Source organism: Micromonospora sp. WMMA1947, from assembly GCF_027497355.1.
In the GTDB taxonomy this organism is placed as follows: Bacteria; Actinomycetota; Actinomycetes; order Mycobacteriales; family Micromonosporaceae; genus Micromonospora.
Map to the genome: position 1 here is coordinate 5,810,395 of NZ_CP114909.1, position 17,998 is coordinate 5,828,392.

Annotated in this window: 14 protein-coding genes and 2 pseudogenes; 4 read left to right on the top strand and 12 right to left on the bottom strand. The window is 68.3% G+C overall.

The features are described 5' to 3' along the window. Positions 1 to 54: 54 nt before the first annotated feature. Together O7604_RS27255 and O7604_RS27260 are read right to left on the bottom strand one after the other, a co-directional pair. Positions 55 to 1,340: pseudogene (locus O7604_RS27255) on the bottom strand (IS256 family transposase). A gap of 176 nt (positions 1,341 to 1,516) precedes the next feature. Then, positions 1,517 to 2,285 (bottom strand): annotated as a pseudogene (locus O7604_RS27260) (transposase family protein). 192 nt (positions 2,286 to 2,477) lie between these two features. Here O7604_RS27260 and O7604_RS27265 point away from each other — a divergent pair. From O7604_RS27265 to O7604_RS27275, 3 genes are all read left to right on the top strand, one after another. After that, positions 2,478 to 2,801 carry a CATRA system-associated protein gene (locus O7604_RS27265; protein ID WP_281578237.1) on the top strand — a complete coding sequence of 108 codons (324 nt, stop codon included), beginning with the start codon at positions 2,478 to 2,480 and terminating at the stop codon, positions 2,799 to 2,801. Further along, on the top strand, positions 2,798 to 4,393 hold the full coding sequence (locus O7604_RS27270; protein WP_281578238.1) for a CATRA conflict system CASPASE/TPR repeat-associated protein: 1,596 nt from the start codon (positions 2,798 to 2,800) through the stop codon (positions 4,391 to 4,393). The genes O7604_RS27265 and O7604_RS27270 overlap by 4 nt, the downstream gene beginning before the upstream one ends. A 105-nt stretch (positions 4,394 to 4,498) precedes the next feature. After that, a complete protein-coding gene (locus O7604_RS27275; RefSeq protein WP_281578239.1) occupies positions 4,499 to 8,473 on the top strand; it encodes a CHAT domain-containing tetratricopeptide repeat protein in 3,975 nt (1,324 codons plus the stop codon). 111 nt (positions 8,474 to 8,584) lie between these two features. Here O7604_RS27275 and O7604_RS27280 read toward each other — a convergent pair whose 3' ends face one another. The 3 genes from O7604_RS27280 to O7604_RS27290 are packed head-to-tail and all read right to left on the bottom strand — an operon-like array spanning position 8,585 to position 9,791. Continuing rightward, on the bottom strand, positions 8,585 to 8,866 hold the full coding sequence (locus O7604_RS27280) for a hypothetical protein (RefSeq protein ID WP_281578240.1): 282 nt from the start codon (positions 8,864 to 8,866) through the stop codon (positions 8,585 to 8,587). Next, the gene (locus O7604_RS27285) at positions 8,863 to 9,195 is read right to left on the bottom strand and encodes a hypothetical protein (protein WP_281578241.1); all 333 of its coding nucleotides are present in this window, start codon (positions 9,193 to 9,195) and stop codon (positions 8,863 to 8,865) included. The genes O7604_RS27280 and O7604_RS27285 overlap by 4 nt, the downstream gene beginning before the upstream one ends. Before the next feature lie 2 nt (positions 9,196 to 9,197). After that, the gene (locus O7604_RS27290) at positions 9,198 to 9,791 is read right to left on the bottom strand and encodes a hypothetical protein (protein WP_281578242.1); all 594 of its coding nucleotides are present in this window, start codon (positions 9,789 to 9,791) and stop codon (positions 9,198 to 9,200) included. A 766-nt stretch (positions 9,792 to 10,557) separates the two neighbouring features. Between O7604_RS27290 and O7604_RS27295 the strand changes: the two genes are divergently transcribed. After that, positions 10,558 to 11,184 carry a hypothetical protein gene (locus O7604_RS27295; protein ID WP_281578243.1) on the top strand — a complete coding sequence of 209 codons (627 nt, stop codon included), beginning with the start codon at positions 10,558 to 10,560 and terminating at the stop codon, positions 11,182 to 11,184. A gap of 13 nt (positions 11,185 to 11,197) precedes the next feature. Here the strand turns inward: O7604_RS27295 and O7604_RS27300 are convergent, their stop codons facing one another. The 7 genes from O7604_RS27300 to O7604_RS27330 form a co-directional block, all read right to left on the bottom strand. Continuing rightward, positions 11,198 to 12,562 (bottom strand): hypothetical protein, encoded by a 1,365-nt coding sequence (locus O7604_RS27300; RefSeq protein WP_281578244.1) that lies wholly within the window; start codon positions 12,560 to 12,562, stop codon positions 11,198 to 11,200. Further along, entirely contained in the window at positions 12,559 to 12,939 is a 381-nt protein-coding gene (locus O7604_RS27305) for a hypothetical protein (RefSeq protein ID WP_281578245.1), read from the bottom strand. Before O7604_RS27305 ends, O7604_RS27300 begins: the two co-directional genes overlap by 4 nt. Positions 12,940 to 13,047: 108 nt before the next feature. After that, positions 13,048 to 16,500: a LysM peptidoglycan-binding domain-containing protein gene (locus O7604_RS27310; protein ID WP_281578246.1), complete on the bottom strand. Its 3,453-nt coding sequence runs from the start codon at positions 16,498 to 16,500 to the stop codon at positions 13,048 to 13,050. 20 nt (positions 16,501 to 16,520) lie between these two features. Further along, entirely contained in the window at positions 16,521 to 16,943 is a 423-nt protein-coding gene (locus O7604_RS27315; RefSeq protein ID WP_281578247.1) for a TadE/TadG family type IV pilus assembly protein, read from the bottom strand. Continuing rightward, positions 16,940 to 17,374, bottom strand: coding sequence for a TadE/TadG family type IV pilus assembly protein (locus O7604_RS27320; RefSeq protein ID WP_281578248.1), 435 nt, complete (start codon positions 17,372 to 17,374; stop codon positions 16,940 to 16,942). The genes O7604_RS27315 and O7604_RS27320 overlap by 4 nt, the downstream gene beginning before the upstream one ends. Further along, positions 17,371 to 17,712, bottom strand: coding sequence for a TadE family protein (locus O7604_RS27325; protein ID WP_281578249.1), 342 nt, complete (start codon positions 17,710 to 17,712; stop codon positions 17,371 to 17,373). Before O7604_RS27325 ends, O7604_RS27320 begins: the two co-directional genes overlap by 4 nt. 83 nt (positions 17,713 to 17,795) lie before the next feature. Further along, positions 17,796 to 17,996 carry a hypothetical protein gene (locus O7604_RS27330; protein ID WP_281578250.1) on the bottom strand — a complete coding sequence of 67 codons (201 nt, stop codon included), beginning with the start codon at positions 17,994 to 17,996 and terminating at the stop codon, positions 17,796 to 17,798. Positions 17,997 to 17,998: the final 2 nt, after the last annotated feature.

The window sequence follows — 17,998 nt, forward strand, 5'->3', positions numbered from 1 at the left end:
CACGCGGGGCGCATGGGTCTGTCAAACGAACGGTGTAACTCGGGTTGTTGATGGCTACTTGCGGCCTGCGGACAGGCGTCCTTCGAAGGCGATGTCGAAGGCGTTCAGGGCTGGTTTCCAGCGCATGGTCCACCGCCGGCGGCCCTGCCCGGTGGGGTCGAGGCTCATCACGGCGAGGTAGACGCATTTGAGGGCGGCGGCCTCGTTGGGGAAGTGGCCGCGGGCGCGGACGGCGCGGCGGATGCGGGCGTTGACGCTCTCGATGGCGTTGGTGGAGCAGACGACGGTGCGGATCTCGGCGTCGAAGGCCAGGAACGGCACGAACTCCGCCCATGCCTGCTCCCACAACCTGACGATCGCCGGATACTTCCCGCCCCAGGCCTCGGTGAACTCGGCGAACCGGGCTCGGGCAGCCGGCTCGGTCGGCGCGGTGTAGACGGGCTTGAGAGCTTTGGCGATGGCGTCCCAGTGTTGCCGGCCGGCATACCGGAACGACGCCCTCAGCAGATGGATGACGCAGGTTTGCACCACCGCTTCGGGCCACACCTCGCCGATCGCGTCGGGCAGCCCTTTGAGCCCGTCGCAGACCACCATGCACGCGTCCGCGACGCCGCGGTTGCGCAACTCGGTGAGGACCTGCAGCCAGAACTTGGCGCCTTCGCCGCCGTCGCCGGCCCACAGGCCGAGGATGTCCCGGGTGCCCTCGACGGTGACGGCCAGGGCCAGGTAGATGGGCCGGTTGGCGACCTTCCCGTCGCGGATCTTCACGTGCACCGCGTCCAGGAAGATCACCGGGTAGACCGGGTCCAGGGGCCGGTTCTGCCACTCGGTCATGCCCTCGATGACCTTGTCGGTGATCGTTGAGATCGTCTGCCGTGACACCTCGGCGCCGTAGACCTCCGCCAGGTGGGCCTGGATCTCCCCGGTGGTCAGGCCTTTGGCCGACAGGGAGATGACCATGTCGTCAACCCGGACAACCTGCGCTAGCGCTTGCGGACGATCTGCGGTGTGAACGACCCGTCGCGGTCGCGAGGCACGTCAATCTCGACCGGGCCGACATCGGTGAGCACCGTCTTGGCCCGCACACCGTTGCGGGAGTTCCCGCCGTTCTTGCCCGCCGGGTCGCCCTTGTCATAGCCCAGGTGATCGGTGATCTCACCCTCGAGCGCTGATTCCAGGACCCGCTTCGTGAGCTGCTGCAGCAGACCACCGTCCCCGGTCAGCTGCAGACCCGCCGCACGGGCCTGCTCCACGAGCTGGGCGACGAGCTCCGCGTCGAGACCCTCCGCCGGTTGTCCCGGCCCGTTCTTCGCCACCGCGGCAGTATCCACCGCGGCCATCGATACATCAGACATCAGGTGCTTGCTCCTTGATCAGGAGTTACACCGTTCGTCTTACAGTCCCGGGCGCATCGCTGGCGGTCTCGGCGTGAGAGTCGTCGCGGCAGTTCATGGCAATTCACGGTCGTTTGCCACGTCGAACCGGTAGGCCACCCAAAGCACTGACTGAGCCATTTTCAGCGTGAGTAGCGGACGTCTTCGGCGACTTGGAGGACGAGGATGGCCTGCATGATCGAGGTGGTTCGGCGGGGGCAGTAGCGGAGCTTGGTCAGGATTTTTCAAGTCTTGAGGGCGGAGAGGGCGCGTTCGCCGAGGGCTCGGATATTGTCGTGGTGCCGGTTGACGGACTTCTGCCTTCGGGAGAGGCGGGGTGCGGCGGCGTTTGAACGGGGCCCAGATGGCGCCGCGGGCGCCGTGGTAGCCCTCGTCCGCGAAACGTCAGCACGTTGTTGCTGGTCAGTGCGTCGATCAGGCCATGGGTAGGGGCGGCGGCTAGGTCGTGAACGGAGCCGGGCGAAGCGGGCGACGCCCAGATCAGCCGCCCGGCGGCATCGGCCAGGACCTGCCCGTTCACCCCGTGGCGCTTGTGCTTGCCAGCGTAGTCGGGCCGCTGGTCGGCGACCCGGTCCATCGGGATCAGGGTGTCGTCGACGATCGCGTACGCCAGTCGGGTAGCTCGGGGCATCGCGGTGTTGAGGTCGTTGGCGCAGGCGGCAAGCAGGTCGACGGCCTCGCGCAGATACCGCCACACGGCGGTGACCGACACCTAGAAGCCGGCCGCGAGGCGGGCAAGGGTGTCGCAAGTGAACCAGGGCCATCAGCGCCTGCTGCCCCGCGGGCAGTCTGCGCCAGCGGCTGCCGAGCGCGGCGCTGGCCGCGGATCAGCTCGGTCAGGCGAGTCAGGCTGCGCGTGGACAGTGGGATGTCGGCAGGACAGGTCAGCAACGAAGCCCCAAGCCGCGCGGCCGTCCTTGGTCGACTGATCTCCTACCGTGCGCCTTGTCTTATCTGGTGCGACGACACGCCCTGTGACTCCTCAGGCAACCTTGATCACGATGAAAGTGGCTCACTTCTTCCGCTTCAGGACCCGGCCGCTGGTGCGGCTGCCGCATGCCGCCCGCCATTAGGATCGGCTTCATGTCCGACCGCTCGCTTCCGCCCGACCTGTTAGACGACCTCCGCAACTTGCTCGACGACATGAACATGTGGAGCCTAGACCCCTCAGGCTGGGCGTACGTCGACACGCTGCTCGGACAGGTGAAGGTCGCCTTCTCAGCCGGAGAAGCAGATGCGATCCGGAAGGCCGTGGCTGACCTAGAACTAAGCGGACCGACTAGGGCAAAGAGCGCGGACAGCGGCGCGACGGGTAGGCAGCCGCCGAAGACCCGCGACAAATTGGCTTCACTCAAGGACACGCTCAACGCCCCGAAGCGGACCGGCCCAGGGAAAGCCCAGCGGTGAGTCCGGCGGCCGCTGACCAGGAGCTGGTAGTTCACCTCTTCGCTCGCGGGGACGGTCCGTATGCCGAGGCGGCCTATGGTCAGCTGAGGGAGGTCTGGCAGCGCTGCCGCGACGTACTGGGCATGACTGCCCTGCTTGAGCGCTCGGGGCTACCGGCGAACCTGCCGGTGGCACTCGGCGACCTCCCCCGGGACCCTGGCGGCGGGGAGCTCGTCGTGGCCGCGCAGCAGCACCCCGACGTCCTGTACCAGGCGATCCTGCGCCGATTCGCCACGATGATCAACCTGTCGGCTGTGCTCTCCCCCAGCGCCTTGAGGGCCGACGCGCCCGGCTGGAGTGAGCTGTACCGCCTGTGGAAATCGGTTGCCGGGCCCTGGTCGGACCTGTTTCTTGGGGCGGCGTACCTGTTCCTCGGCAAGATCGAGCTGTCTGACTCGGTCGACCCTCGACTGGCGGAGGGGGTGGCACCCGATCTCCCGGTCACCGGGCCGGGCGGCTGGTGGCACGACGGGGTGCTGACCACGGGTGGCTTCGCACTGTGGGAGCCCGGCCTACACGGCTCCGACGGCCGCCCGGAACGCTCGTTCCTGATCCTCGCCCGTCCGGACCGCGACGACGCGCTGAGCGACTGGACGTGGTCGAACGGCTTACCGGTCTTGCCGCCGCTCGGCCACCACCTCCGGCACGCTGCCGCGGTACGCCACCAGCTGCGAGTGTGGCAGGAGGCCGACGACATGCGCCGGGTCCAGCAACAGCTCGACACCGCCGGTCCCAGCGACCTGCCGGCGATCCAAGCCGATATCGCGTACTGGCGGGCAGCTCTGCGCGACGTGCGCCAAAGCATGAAGAACACGGAAGCCGCCATGCGTCTCGCCTTGGGCCCTGATGGCCGCGCCAACGCCGGTCCACTCGTCGACGACCTGTCGCTGGTCGCATGGCTCCGACGCGGCCTCAAGAACGACCTGGCCACCCTGGAAGTTGCCGCCGACCGGGCCCACACGCTTACCGGTCTCCGACCCACCTCGCACCCCACAGGAGAGTCTCCACCGATGCCCAACCTGCGCGACGTCTTCGTGATCCACGGCCGCGACGACCAGGCCCGCCGGGCCCTCTGGAGCTTCCTGCAAGCTATCGACCTGCACCCGCTCGACTGGGAGGAGGTGGTGCAGGAGACCGGCCGGCCCTCGCCGTACATGGGCGAGGTCCTGGAGAAGGCCTTTCAGACCAACCAGGCCGCCGTCGTTCTGATGACTCCAGATGACGGCGCGGTCCTGCACGAGAGCCTGCGTGACAAGGGCGATCGATCTTTCGAGAGCCAGCTCACGGGCCAGGTCCGCCCTAACGTCCTCCTGGAGGCCGGCATGGCCCTGGGCCTGCAACGCGATCGCACGGTCGTCATCGAAATTGGCAGGCTGCGCCCGGTCTCCGATCTGGCAGGCATCAACACCATCCACTTCGACGGAACGGTCGTCAGCCTCCACAAGATTGCTCAGCGCCTCCGCGCCGCTGGGTGCGCCGTCAACACGACGGGGACCGACTGGCTGGACGTGAGCCGCTTCAAGGACCTAGCAGCGTACGACCGGACGTTTTGAGCGCGCCGCAAAATGCCCGGAGAACGAGCAGAGCTATGGCAGCAGCTGGCTGTCGCGTACCAAGCGATTGCCGGGGCAGCTGAGTTGTCGGTTCGACGCGATGTCTTGGCCTGGTTCAATCAGGTCTGGCCGCGACTGCGGCAGGATCTCGAGACCTTGTCCGGCGACGACGCCGTGATGGCCATGCAGACGGTGACGCCTTTCCTGGCTGGGCTTGAGGACTGGGCGGCTTTGGCGGAGCTCAGCCGTCGTGGCCGAGCGCTGGTTTCCCGCTCTGATCAGCTCCGAGACTATCTCATCTTCACCCACCACCTTGGGATCTCACTTCAGAGGCAGTACGACGCACGGGGTGCCGAGCAAGCATTCGAGGAGGTCGCCCGCCGAGCGGATGCGGCAGGCGACCTCGGCCTGCGAGCCAAGGCGCTGGCTCACCAGGCACAGCTCCGCCGCGAAGCGGGCGAGCCCGGTGAAGCAGCTATCTTCTTCCACAGGGCCGCGGAAGCCTATCGCCTCACCACCGACGAACTCGGCGAAGCCCGGACACTCGGTGACCTGGCCACGGCGGTGCACGCGCTCGGAGATCAAGCCAGCGCTGTGGAGTACACCCAGCGCGCCCGAACATTGTTCCTCATTCATGGCGCCTACCTAGCAGCAGCACGCGAAACCCAAATACTAGGCGGCATTCGAGCAGCGGGCGGTGACCTCGACGGCGCCGTGGCACTGTTCGACGAGGTGATTCACCTCGCCAGTGCTGCGGGCAGCCTGGTCGCCGCAGGAAAGGCCGCTTACGACGCGGCACACCTTCTCGCAAAGTCCGACAGCCTAGACCACTGTGTCCGGTATGCAGCGTTGGCCGCCGAATGTGCCGGCGGCCTCGACGAAGGACTGGACCGCGACGTGGCCGAGATCCTCGATTATGTCCGCACTGAGGCTGCTGTCCGTCAGCTCGCCGCCGCCGACTCGGACGGGGCTGCGGACCACCTCATCGCGACGCATCCGGAGCTCCGCACCGTCATGGGACTGGCCCTCGCACTGCGGGCCGAATCAGGCTTCCTGCATCGCATCGCCGAGCACCCGGATTCGGCAGCACGGGAGTTCGTGGATAGCCAGTGGCGGGCGATAGTGGAACTCGCCCGCGGATCCATACTTCCCGATGAGCTGCCAGCATTGATCAGGCAGCACAGTTTGACCGTTTCCGAAGACCAGGACGACGTTCTGGAGCGGATCCTGGCGATAACCCCGGCCGCCACGTTGCCCGGCGTCCGCGGTCGTTACCTTGTGTTACTGGCCCAGCGAACGTCCGACGACCAGCAGGTGATCCAACTTGCGACAGAGGCGGCGACCCTGCTGAACGCAGCCGGTGCTCGAACGCTCGCTGCCGAAGCCCTCATCGAGGCGGGCATGGCCTGGCGACGCTTGCGCACCGGTGATCTGCGATACAACAAGGATCAGGCGCTCTCGGCTCTGCGGCGCGCACTGCGGATGCTGCGTCGCCGAATCGACTCTATCGAATGGAGTCGAGCGATGGTCGCACTAGCAAACGCGTACCTCGAATACCCGGTGGACCGGCGGCGCAACCTGACCCGCGCGGTCCGCCGGTTTGCAGCGGCGCTTACCGTTCTCACACCCGAGAACTACCCCGAGGGCTACGCCACTGCTATCGCCGGCCTAGGTCTGGCACTATCTGATCCCGCCATGGCAGACGACAGCCAAAATCTGGAGGCTGCCCGCCGGCATCTCGAGCAGTCCATCCAGATACTCGGTGACCCGGCAACCAGGTCAACTGTGTTTCTCAATCTCAGCCACTGTTATCGCCGACGGCAGGTGGGAGATCAAGACGCCAACCACGACCTCGCGCTGCTGTACGCGCGGCAGTCGTACGAGCTCTCCCAAACGATCGGGCTACACCTGCAGACAGCAGAGGCGGCGACAGCGACGGGCGATTTGCTCGCTACTAGCGCCCGACGCTCCGACACCAGCGGATGGATCGAGGCCGTCAATTGGTATCGACGGGCACTCGAGTCTCTTCCGGTCGAGGAGGCACCTGCGGCCCATGCGGCGGCCGCTGACAACCTAGCCAACACTCTGTCGCAGGCACCCGGCGGGCTGGAGTCTCTATTCGACGAGATCGTCGCGCTGCATCAGACCGCCATCGAAACCTTCCGCTCGCTGGGCGACTTCGGAGAGGAAAGCCGGGCCCGCTACAACCTCGCCCACACACTCTCCCAACGGTCAGCCGCCGACCACGACGGTGTCATCGAGCTGTTCGAGGAAAGCATGGCGGGGCGTCCGATCAGCGAGGTGCCGGCGGAGTGGGCGCAGTCGGCCACCGCGCTTGCCCAGGCTCTGTTCCGCCGAAACAAGCCCGGTGACGTGGATCGTGGCATGGCGCTCCTAGAGCAGGCGAGCGCCGTCGTGCCGCGTGAGCAGGCGGACCAAGTGGAGGCGGTCCAGGGACGCGAGCTTGGGCGGCGCGGCGAATGGCCAGGCGCCGCCCGCCTCCTGACCCAGGCCGCCGCTGCCGCGGACTCCCGCTATCTCGCCACGGTGCTCTCGGCCGGCCAGGAGGCAGTCCTGACCCGGACCGCCGGGCTTCATCGCGAGGCGACGTACGCTCTCTCCCGCGCCGGACAACCCGCTGAGGCGGTGACCCTGATTGAGGGTGCCCGTGCCCGGGAACTCGGGCGGATCCTCGAACGGGACCGCTCAGATCTGACGCAGCTGGAGGCTGCCGCACCGCGGGCAGCCATAGCGTTCCGGGGTGCCGCGCGCCGTCTCATGGAGGCGGAAGCGTACCAACGCGGCAACCTCACGTTGGACTTGGACGAACGCCGCCGGCTACGAGGTGGTCTGGCAGACGCCCATGCTCAGTTCCTCGCCGCGACCGAGGCGGCCCGGGCCGTGCCGGGATTCGCCGAGTTCGGCTTACCGCCCTCCAACACCGCACGGCAAGCGGCACACGTAGGTGTGCCGCTCATCTACCTGATCACAAGCGAGTTCGGCAGCGTCGCCCTGCTGGTGAAGGATGACCATCCGGTCGAGGCCATCTTCGGACCGCTCACCGAGAACGAACTGGTCGAGGCGCTGCAAGCTGCGCAATCGCTGACCGCCGACCCTGCTCTGCTGCCCCGCCTCCTGGATCTGCTCGGCGAGCGGTTCCTGAGCGAGGTGGCACGGCGTCTCGTCGACGCCGGCATTCCGGAGGTGGTGCTGGTGGCCACCGGTCTGCTCGGCGTACTTCCGATCCATGCGGCGCGGTACCGGCGGGCCGGTCAGGCAAGGCACCTGCTGGATGACGTCGTGATGTCGTTCATCCCGTCGGCCCGGTCGCTGCTGGCGGCTCGACGCCCTGACGAGCGGCACCCCGACGCGCGGCTCATCAGCGTTGCTGAACCATCGTCGACGCAGAGCACCCTGCCGCACGCTGCGGCCGAGACGGCCTCTGTCCGACGTCTGTTTCCGGGGCTCGGTACCGAGCTCGCCGGCCCGGATGCCACCAAAGCGGCGCTGATCCAGGAGCTGGCCGGAGCCACCCACGTCCATCTCGCATGCCACGGTACTTTCGACCTCGAGGAACCGCTGCGGTCCGGCCTGGTGTTGGCCGATGACAGCATGCTCACGCTCCGGGAACTTTTTGACGAGCGGCCACTGGACGGGGTGCGCCTTATTGTCGCGTCGGCGTGTCACAGCGCTGTGAGCGATATTGCGCATGCGCCCGACGAAGCTATCGGTCTCCCAGCGGGTCTCGTGTACGCCGGCGCGGCAACCGTTGCCGGCACCCTATGGAGCCTGAATGACCGCTCCGCTCCCCTTCTCGTCAGCCGCTTCTACGCGTATCACTTCCGGGGAGACCCGGAGACTGGATCGGGACCGATGCCTGTAGCGACGGCCATGGCCCGTGCCCAGACCTGGCTCCGCGACTCAACCACAGACCAGCTCAACCGCTTCGCGGAGGAGACAGGCCTGCCTCGGGTGAGGGCTGCTGCTACATTCGCGAACCGCCCCGAGCACTGGGCACCGTTCGTGGTGGTCGGCCCGGGAGCCTACGACACTCCGCAGCCATCCGAGGCTGATAGGTAGGTTGCAGCCGTGCCGCTCTACTGAAGGCAGGCCTTCGGTTCCTTTGTCAGGTCATAGGGCTGAAGTAGTAGGTGACTGGCTTCGAGGACAATTCGCAGGAGAGGTGGCCAGTCAGACCGATCTCCGTACCGCCGCAACTCCGCAGGCCACCAAGAACGTAACCGCGATCAATCCGATCCGCAGCCAGGGCACATCCCGGGTCGGCCGCACGCCGATCGACACCGCCAAGCCGAGCTGTGCCAGCAGAGCGAGGCAGATGACGACGCTGAGCGACCGGTAGGTGTTTCCGAAGTCCGACCAGAACACCCAGGTGCCGTAGACGGCCGGGACCACCATCAACAGGCTCAGGCCGATCAGCGGGACGGCCAGTTTCCATCGCATGCCGGCGTTCACCGCCGCTCCTCCCGGTCTTCGGTGGTGGCACCACCCCGCGGCTCCACCTCGACAGTCAGCGCTGCGCCCGCGTAACGAAGCAGCTGCGCCTGCTGCTCCCAATCGGCGCGCTCCTCTCGGCTGAGGGCCTCCCGCTCGCGCAGCGACGCCGCGAACGCGTCGTCCAGCGCCCGGCCGTGCCAGGAGAACGCCGCCGCCGTACGCAGGTCCGCCTCGCCACTGAGGACGGTGTGGGCCAAGGAACCCAGCGGGTCGTCGCGGCCACGGCTCCTGGCGAGTGTCGTCAGGACCGCGCGGGCCAGTGGCTGGCGGTGAATCTCGTCGGTCATGCCTATCCCTGCTGTCCGGGGTGCTGATAGGGCTTGAGGTCGGGAAGCGCGGCGACGGCCGCGCCTGCCTGAATCATGCCAATGGTGCCGGCGATGCCCTTGAAGGTGGCCTCGGCGTTGCCGTAGAAGGTCGAAATCTCGTTGTAGAGGTCGTAGGCCTGCCAGGCGTAGTAGGCGGCCACGCCGTAGCCGATGACCGGTCCGACCCCGGTCTCGATCGTCGCCGTGCCGACGGCAGAGGCCAGGTTGATGACGATCAGCACGTCGATGAGCTTGGTGATCAGACCACTGACCACGTCGAAGAGCTGCTTGGCCGCCTCGGCCGCCTTGGTGTAGAGCTCGGCGTACTGGTCACAGGTCGGGTGCAGGGCCACGGCGGCGGTGCCGAGCTTGAGTTGGAACTCCTGCTCGCCCTCCGCAGCGTTCCCGCGCCAGACCTCGGGTACGTCCCCGGCGGTGGTGACCAGGTTCCGGCCGACGTCGAGCAAAGTGTTGCCGATGATTCGCCAGGCTGCGGCGCAGTGGATGTAGGCGTCCCAGTCGCCGCTGAGTTGCTTCGTCCAGTCCTCGAACGGGTCGTATCCGAACAGCCACACGCTGACCTGCGCAGCCAGGCGGCGGGGCTGACCAGATCCGCGAGTGGATTGATCTTCCACATCTCCACCGCGGTCGCGTAGTTGGGCGGTACCAGCCTGCTCGTCGGCTCGGTCACGTCCGCGAACGGGGCGCGAGGCGCGCCAGGCCAGAGGTCAGGGCGGCCGGTGCTGAAAGCGCTCCGCATCGCGGCCGGGTCCTTCGCGCCCGGATAAGTCTGGTCGAGCCGGCCCGCCGACTCCGCGTCGGAGGTGGCGTATGCACGCTGAGCCAGGTTGACCTGGGTGGCAGCACCCTGCGCCACCGACTGCAGGCGCTGCAGGCCTTCTGTCATCCGGTCGTAGACCAGCTGGTGCGGGCTCGCGAAGATGACCAGCAGACCTTCCACGCCGAAACTGAGGTCGCAATGCCGCTTGACGTAGCCGAGCGTGTCCTCGACATCCCCTGACGCCCGGTGCAGCACGTTGTACAGCCCGTCCATGCCGGCCGGATCTACGTAGAAGCCGCTCATGTTCCCCCGCTGAACGTTCGGCTCTTTCGCGAACACGAACCGTACTGGACGGTGATCAAGAGCGTCAACGGACACATGGCGAGCAGTCAGCCACCCGACACGAGGGGTAGTGCCGGGGTGGACGGCCGTACCTGAATCGATGTGGGCCGAAAGCAGGAGGGGTGCCGAGACGCTTTCAGGACCGACGCGGCCCGGCTGCGCACATACAGTCGAGCTGCCTTCTACCAACGGTGTAGAGCGCAGGGAGGACGGTCTCGTTGAAGCCCAGAAGGGTTAGCCTGCTGGATCTGGGGTTGGATTCCTCGTTCGACGCCGCGATGACCTTCGTGCAGTCGACCCTGCAGAACATCAATGCCGGCAGCGAGGAACCAGTCGTCGACATCGACTTCGTCCGCTCACGGGATCCGGACACCGTGCTCTCCGCCTTCACCGCATCGTGCGACGTTCTACACGTCATGGCGCACGGGGACCACACTGTCACGCCGACGTTCAGCAGCACGGACGGCACCATCGAGATCTCATTGGAGCAGCTGGGAGAGGTCGCGGCGGGCCAGGGCAAGGGGATCTCGACGAGCGCCATCATCGCGGACGGCTGCAAGACCGGCACCGGCGTATGGCAGAAGGCGGTGCGGGACTGCCTGCAGGGAGAAGTCACCTACATCGGCACCTCGGCGATCATCGGCTGGCACGAGAGCGGCGTCTTCTGCTCCGCGTTCTACGGCGCCCTGTTCCGCAACCGGGGGCGGGGCATGACACCCGCCGAGCAAGCTCGGGATGCCGCCGATCGCGCCATCCGGGCGTACACCTTGCTGACCGACAGGAACTGTCCGTTCAAGGTCATGACCCTGAAGCCGAGCCAGCGAGCCCGTACGCTGCTGGGTTAGTTCTGCTCAGCGGTCAGCGCGTTCGGCCCCGACTACGTCCCGGCAATCCATCGGTCGCTGCTCGAGCCTGCGTCTGGGCCATCAATGCTCTTGGGCGGGGCGGGTTGGGAAATGCCCGAGACGCAGTCTCCGGGCCGTCGTTGCCTGGCTGATGCCGCTGCGCCAGCCCACGATTTAAGTCCTGGACCACGTCGTCATCGCTGACGGCCGGTCTCCACCGCTCGGCGGCACGGAAGATGAGCGAGCCGGCTGGACGCGCCAACGGCATCTCGGCCTTGACGAACAGCTCCCCCCGTCGGAGGGCGGCGGACAGCCCCCGGTGGAGAGTGGCCGCCAGGAACGGAAGTTCGGAGCTGAGGCGTACGGCCTGCTTTTCGCCCAGCTGCGCGCCCTCGCTGCAGCCGACCGCCGTCTGTGACCGCGCCCAGCGAAGGACTTCCGCCAGCTCAGCGGCGGCGTCGCGGGCCGGACCGACCGGCGGGGTGGCCCTCAGGTCGGCGGCCGCGATGGCCGCCTGCCGCCAGCCGCCCACCATCGTCGGGGTGCCGTCGCTGATCAGGATGTGCGCGGCGAGTCCGAGCTGGGTTCCGAGCTGTAGATGGGACCCCGTGATCTGCCCTGGGTTCTGCCACATCCAGCTCCGCGCGGCGGCCACAGCCCCGATCGCGTCGTCGACGGTACGGACGCTGGGGGCGGGGTTCAGCGGGGAGCGTGCGAGGTCGAGTCCGTTCAGCGGAGGTTGGTCTCGCCCAGCGGCGATCAGTTCGCGGGCGATCACGCTGAGGCCACTGCTGGCGGTCCACCTGGCGGTCTCCGCCACCGGTCGGTAGATCTCGGTCAGGTGACCACGCCCGTGGCTGAGCCATCCGGGCAATGCGAGATCGACCATGACAAGCCTTGACGTGAGACTGGCGACGTCGGCGATGCCCGACTGAACACCGCCACCCGCTCGAATAGCGAGCCCTTCCGGTGTCCGGGGACCTTGGCCCGGAGGAACGTGGCTGGCGAGGATGTCGCCGATCACGCCGACGGCGTCCGCAGCCCGGTGCAGCGAGCGTGCCGGTTCGGCGGTCACTGGCGCGGCAGACGGCGGAAACTGCCGCTCGACGATCGTGGCGGCCCGAAGCCCGACGTAGAGCTGGGTCAGCCGCTGCCCGCGTCGCCTCAGGATGGTCGAGGCGCCGGCCCGATCCGGCACCTCGGGTACCGGGCGGCCACCGACCAGCAGTTCGGTCGCTCGGGCCAACTGTGTGTAGACCGCAGACCTCGCTATGACGGCGGCGTTGATGTCGGAGGCGTTGTCGGCGGGCCGTCCCATGGCCGATGCCGCCGCGCATAGGGCCTGATACGCCTCCCGGTGCCAGTGGCCAACGGTCATGCCAGAGCCGCCGCCGCACGTCGTAGCTGCTGGGCGCCGGCGTCGTGACTAAGGCGACGAGCCAGGTCGTCTCGATCGTCGACCGCCAGACGCTCGTGGTACCGCGCAAGCTGCTCCACCAACGCCGTCAGGGCCAGTCGGGTCTCGGCGTCATCGCGGACCGGTGCTGCAGCGTTGACGACCACGTCGTCGTATTCCGAGTAGAGCCTCGCGCGGATGTCGAGCAGCTCCAGGCCGAATTGGTCCCAGGCGAGGTCACTTCCAGCCAGGGATTTCCACGCCTCGATCGCCAGCTGGACGGCTCCCGCCGCCGCAGTGTGGTCTGCAGCGTCCGCGAGGCGAGCTCCGACCTGCCTCGTTGCCTCGATGTATTCCATGCCGTCAGCTTTGTTCGATGTCAGCAAGGCCGTCCACTCCGTTCAGTCGGTTGTTCAACATGCCGGTTCCCGGATCGCCACGCCCCCGGTCGGGTAGGCGCAGTCGTTCTATCCGGCGCCGCTGGTCGCGGCGAGCAGGTCGGGCAGGAGCTCGCGCAGCAGGGCATACGTGACCGGTGCAAGGTCCTCCGGCACCTCAGCCTCGCGGACCCGCATCAGCTCCCCAAGGAGGTTGCGCAGCTCTGCGGTGTGCCCCTCGGCGTGGGCGGCTCGCAGGATGTCGTGCCAGGGCCCGTCATCGCCACGCTCCGGGTCGGCGAGCCAGGCTTGCTGTACGGCCCACCGCGCGCCGGTGATGTCGCCAGCGTCGAGGTAGAGCCCGGCAAGTTCGTGGGCCGTATCCACAATTGCGGAGGTGAGATGGCCCGGGTAGATGTCCGACTCGGGCAACCAGGTGAACGGGTTGCGGGCGCCGGCCGCGTACGCGCGCTCAGCACCGTCGAGCGGCACGCCCCGAACGAGCTCCAATGCGGCTCGTAGATCTTTGACTCCGCCGGCGCCCCGACTCTCGCCGCGGCTGCGCAGACGGCGGAAGAGGTGCCAGTCCAGCAGGTAGCCGGATTCCAACCGGTAGAGCCGATCGGCCCCCATCTCGGGCAGCCAGGCAGTGCCGTCCGGGGTTTCGCCCAGCCATCGACGGGCCCGGGTGATGGCCACCCGGCGGCTGGCGTCCTTGACCTGCTGGTCGGGCCACAACGCGTCAGTGAGCTGCTCGGCCGATGCTCCACGGACACCGCGCTGAGCGAGGTAGACGATGAGCTCCGCGTGGAAGCGGCGGCGCTGGTCGGGCACCGGGCCGGGTGCCTCAACCGCGACCGCCCCGAGGACGCTGATGCGGGGACGGGTCTTGTCCTGCTCCCGCCACGCCCGCAAGTCCGAATCGAGCTCCGGGTCGGCTTGGCGGCGTCGCTGGCGAATCGCGGCGGTGACCTCGCGCCGCGGGACGGTGGTGACCGTACGGGTGCGCTGGATGTGGGGCACAGCGACGATGGGATCCGGCGAAGCCGACGTGTCGGCAGAAGCTGTATCCGCGTCATCGAATCTCTCTGCCGTCGCGGGCTTCCCCGCAGTAAGCAGGTCGAGAACGGAGCCGGCGGCGTCGGTGCCGTCCGCCCAAGCTTCCGGCTCGGCGGCCAACGGCGTCCGCTCGTCCGTGGCGGCCCGCGCCTGCGTCATGATCTCGATGAGCGGTTCCAGCTCACGTACGGGCAGTCCTGCTGCGGCTCCGTCTACGAGGAGGAACGGCAGGGCGAGGTGCAGCTGGCCGTCCTCGTCGATGATGGCGGTATTCGGGCCGGCGGTCGCGTGGGCTCTAGTCGTGCTGGCCACTGCGACGGCGCACCGGCCGGCGTCTTGCAGCTCCTTGCCGAGCTCATCGAGAATGCCCAGGTCGTCTTCGTCCGGATCGGCTACGAGCAGCACCTGAGGCACCCACGCCTCGCCGACGTCGATGATGCGACCGGCGAAGGTGTCAGCTGCTCCGGATGCATTCAGGGCTCCTCGCACGGCCCCGGCCCGGCGCCGCAGTCGCGCGGCTGCCTCGCCGACCGACGAGACCACACGCACACGGTCCGGGTTGAGAGCGCTCAGCAGTTCGGTCTCCCGCACCGGGAAACCGGTGACGACGACTTCGACCTCATCCGACCAGGCGTTGCAGGCCAGTTCGCAGGCGAGGTAGCGCAGCAGAGCGAGTGTGCGCTCACTGTCACCGGCGATGGTGAGGCTGCCGAGGCGTTCGAGATCGAGCAGCAGGTGCCGACCGGGCTGCGATCCGACGGCGACGAGGGTGGGCAGCGGCGCCAACTGCTCGGTGACGGCGGGCACGGTGGCGTTTGCAGGCAGGGTCCAGTGCCTGCGGTCGTCGCTCCACGGAGCGGGCGGCTCTGGGGCGGGCTCGGTGAGCACGACAGTGACGGCCTGGTCGACGATCCATGCGGCGGCGATGTCGGGTAAGGGCTGTTCCCGTTCGGCCAGTGCGGCAGCGAGGCTGCGCAGGGCGAGGTCGAGCCGGTCGACGTCGGCCGGCTGCTCGGCCACGCGCAGCGCTCGTTCCGTGGCACCCCCGCGAGGGTGCGGGAGCCGACGGCCGGGCCGACGGTGCTGGCGTTGGCGGCTTCGGCGACGAAGCACTGCGGTGAGTAACAGTGCGGAGAGCAGCCCTGCGCCGGCGAGCGATCCCAGAACGATCGCCTCGTCGGAATCGCCGTCTTCCGTTCGCTGTTCGAGGTGGTGGTCGGAATCTGAGGTGGCTGAGTCGGCGGTCGGACGTGCCGTCGCCTGCGGCGCTGACGCCATGGGCGGGCTGGCCGAGGCAGATGGGGTTACGGCAGGGGACGCGCTCGGGCGATCCGGCGTTGCCGAAGCATGCGGGGCAGATGAGCGCTGCTGGTTCTCGGCGCCGTCAGGTGGACGGGGCGCGGTCGGCTGGTCGTTGCCCTTCGGAGCGCTCGGGACCGGCTGGGTGCGTCCACCGGCCACGATCCGGCCTTGGGCGTGGTCGGCGGGGCCACGGTCGCGGGCATCCTCAGGCAGGGCGATGCGCCATCCGCGCTCGATGTGGTGCGGGAATCGGTGGTCACGATGTTCGAGATCCGGGTTGTTGGCGGCGATCTCGGAGTATCGGTCTGCGTCACCGAGGAAGCGCTCAGCCACACCGGCCAGCCAGTCGCCCCGCGCCACCTCGTACACCAGCGGTCTGGTCCTTGCGGCCGGTGGCGCCTGCGTCGACGTGGTCAGGGCGGCCGGGGAGGTGACCACTGGAATCCGCAGCGTCCAACCGGCGTAGACCCGGGTGTTGCCTAGCTGGAGGCTCCGCCCGTCCGGCTGTGCGAGACCGTTGTTGACCTCGGCCAGGCGCTGCCAGGACAGGTTGTACCGCTCGGCGATGTCGAGCAGGCTCTCCCCACGCTCCACCGAATGCTCGAGGTAGCCGACGGCGGCCGGGGCGTCCATCGGCACGGCCGTAAGCGGTGCCGACGCTTCCGGAGTCGCGTGGTCGGGGGCAGCCACGGCAGGGCTGGCGATGGCGGCGGGCACCGCGGCCGATGCCAGGGCTGGCGCGGCGAGCGCCCCGAGAATGGCGGCCACCAGCGCAGCTGCGGCACGCTGCTGCAATCGGGTCCCGGGGATCCGGGCAGTGTTGCGCGGGACCCGTCCATGCCGTCGTCCCCGCAGTTGCGCGACGGTCTCCATGACCAGTGCGACCAGGAACGTGACCCAGGTCCACGCGGCCAAGACCGCCGCGACCCAGCCGATCAGCGCCAACGTCTGCAGGAACAGGTCTCCGTTGTCCCGGCTGCTGAGCGCGTGCCAGATCTGACCAGCCGCGGTGCTCGGATCGTCCGCGAGGGCGGTGAGCCACCCGCCGATCCGGGGCAGTGGATTGCCTGCGGCCCAGACGAAGAGAACCGGCAAAGCGACGACCACCGCGACCACGGCGACGGCGCCGATGCCGGCGAGGACCTGCCGGCCACGGCCGGTCGTGGGTGCGGTGCGTGCCACGGCTGCTCCTTCTCGGGCTGCTATTGAGCGATCAGGGTCGCGGTCGCCCGGCCGGTGGCCGTCGTGCCCGATCCCCCGCCGAAAAGATCGAGCAGGATCGGGTTGTAGGTGACGGTGACCGTGACGGTGAGCTGCTGGGCGCTATCGACGGTGACGCTTCCGGAAACCCCGTCGAGGTCGCCGAGGTAGGCCTGAACGGCGGTAGCGGCGACCAAAGGGTCGATCTCCTTGGTGCCACCATCGATGGCCTGGCCGGCCTTGATGGCCTGTCCGCCAGCGCGGGCCGCCTCGGCGGCGATGTTGTCGGCGCGTTGGTACGCCCGCACCTTGGCGCCACCGTCGACGACGAGGCCGATCAAGGCGAGAAAGGCCGGCGCGAGGACGGCGAACCAGATGGTGACCCGACCATCGTCGTCGCCCAGCCGGCGCTTGAGGGCGGTCATGCTCTGCTCCGGTAGGTGTCCAACGGGCTGGTGAAAGAGGCGCTGAGTGGCACGGTGCCCGGCATGCCGGGCAGCGCGACGTCGGAGAAGGTGGCGGTGCAGGTGACCGTGGCGGTAACGGTGGCGGGTTGCCCGACGGGAACGCCGAAGCCTGCGGTGGAAGCCGTGACGTTCAGGCCGGTGCAGCTCAGCCCTTGGGCGTCAAGGGTCGAGTTGGCCGCGGCCAGCGCCTGCGCGTTCGCCTCGCCGGCGGTACGGGCAAGGGAGGCCGTGCGGGCGGCGTCGTAGGCGGACGCTTCGAGCGCTTGGCGGGCGAGGTTCACCCGGCCACCGATGACGGCACCGGCGAACAACGCCAGGATGGCCGGCGCCACGACCGCCATCTCGATGCTCACCGAGCCCCGCTGACCGCGAATCCCCCGGGATTTCATGGGGCTGTGGGCCGCTCGACGGGACCGTGCGCGGACTTGGTGATCGTCCAGCTGAGCCCGGGTAGCACCGTAATCGCCTGACCGGTAACCGTCACTCGTACTTCCGTTCCGGTGCGGGTGACGACTACCTGTTCGTTCTCCAGCCCGGCCCCGCCAGCCGCTAGGAAGGCTGTGGCCCGCGCCTCGCCAGCTGCGGCGGTGGACTGGTAACCACGGGCGGCGTTGACCCCTTGGGTGGCAGCGCCCAGCGCGATGGACTGGGCGAAGAAGATCAACCCCGTCTGGACGACGGCGAAGGTCAGCAGAATCATCGGCAGCGCGACGATGGCGAACTCCACCGGTGAGCTGCCTCGGTCCTGGAGACACCAGCCGACCCGCCCGCGCCTCGCTCGGCGCGGGCGGACGGTGCGCTGTTTCCGGGTCACGGCTGGGTTGGGATAAGGGCGACCCAGCCGTTGGCGACGGCGACGATCGCCCCGGCGACGACCACGGCGCCGGCTACGAGGATCGCGGTGATGACGGCGGTGCCGACCGGGCTGTCGCCTCGCTCGGCCTCCGCTGGATCGGTCAGGTGTTGCCAGCGCGTTGCCAGGTAGGCGAGGACGGCGTGGATGGTGTGCATGG

Bases quoted from the DNA above. Each gene is read 5' to 3' on its own strand.
- O7604_RS27305 (WP_281578245.1), bottom strand. From the start codon at position 12,939: ATGGAATACATCGAGGCAACGAGGCAGGTCGGAGCTCGCCTCGCGGAC.
- O7604_RS27300 (WP_281578244.1), bottom strand. From the start codon at position 12,562: ATGACCGTTGGCCACTGGCACCGGGAGGCGTATCAGGCCCTATGCGCG.
- O7604_RS27320 (WP_281578248.1), bottom strand. From the start codon at position 17,374: ATGAAATCCCGGGGGATTCGCGGTCAGCGGGGCTCGGTGAGCATCGAG.
- O7604_RS27285 (WP_281578241.1), bottom strand. From the start codon at position 9,195: ATGACCGACGAGATTCACCGCCAGCCACTGGCCCGCGCGGTCCTGACG.
- O7604_RS27265 (WP_281578237.1), top strand. From the start codon at position 2,478: ATGTCCGACCGCTCGCTTCCGCCCGACCTGTTAGACGACCTCCGCAAC.
- O7604_RS27315 (WP_281578247.1), bottom strand. From the start codon at position 16,943: ATGACCGCCCTCAAGCGCCGGCTGGGCGACGACGATGGTCGGGTCACC.
- O7604_RS27330 (WP_281578250.1), bottom strand. From the start codon at position 17,996: ATGCACACCATCCACGCCGTCCTCGCCTACCTGGCAACGCGCTGGCAA.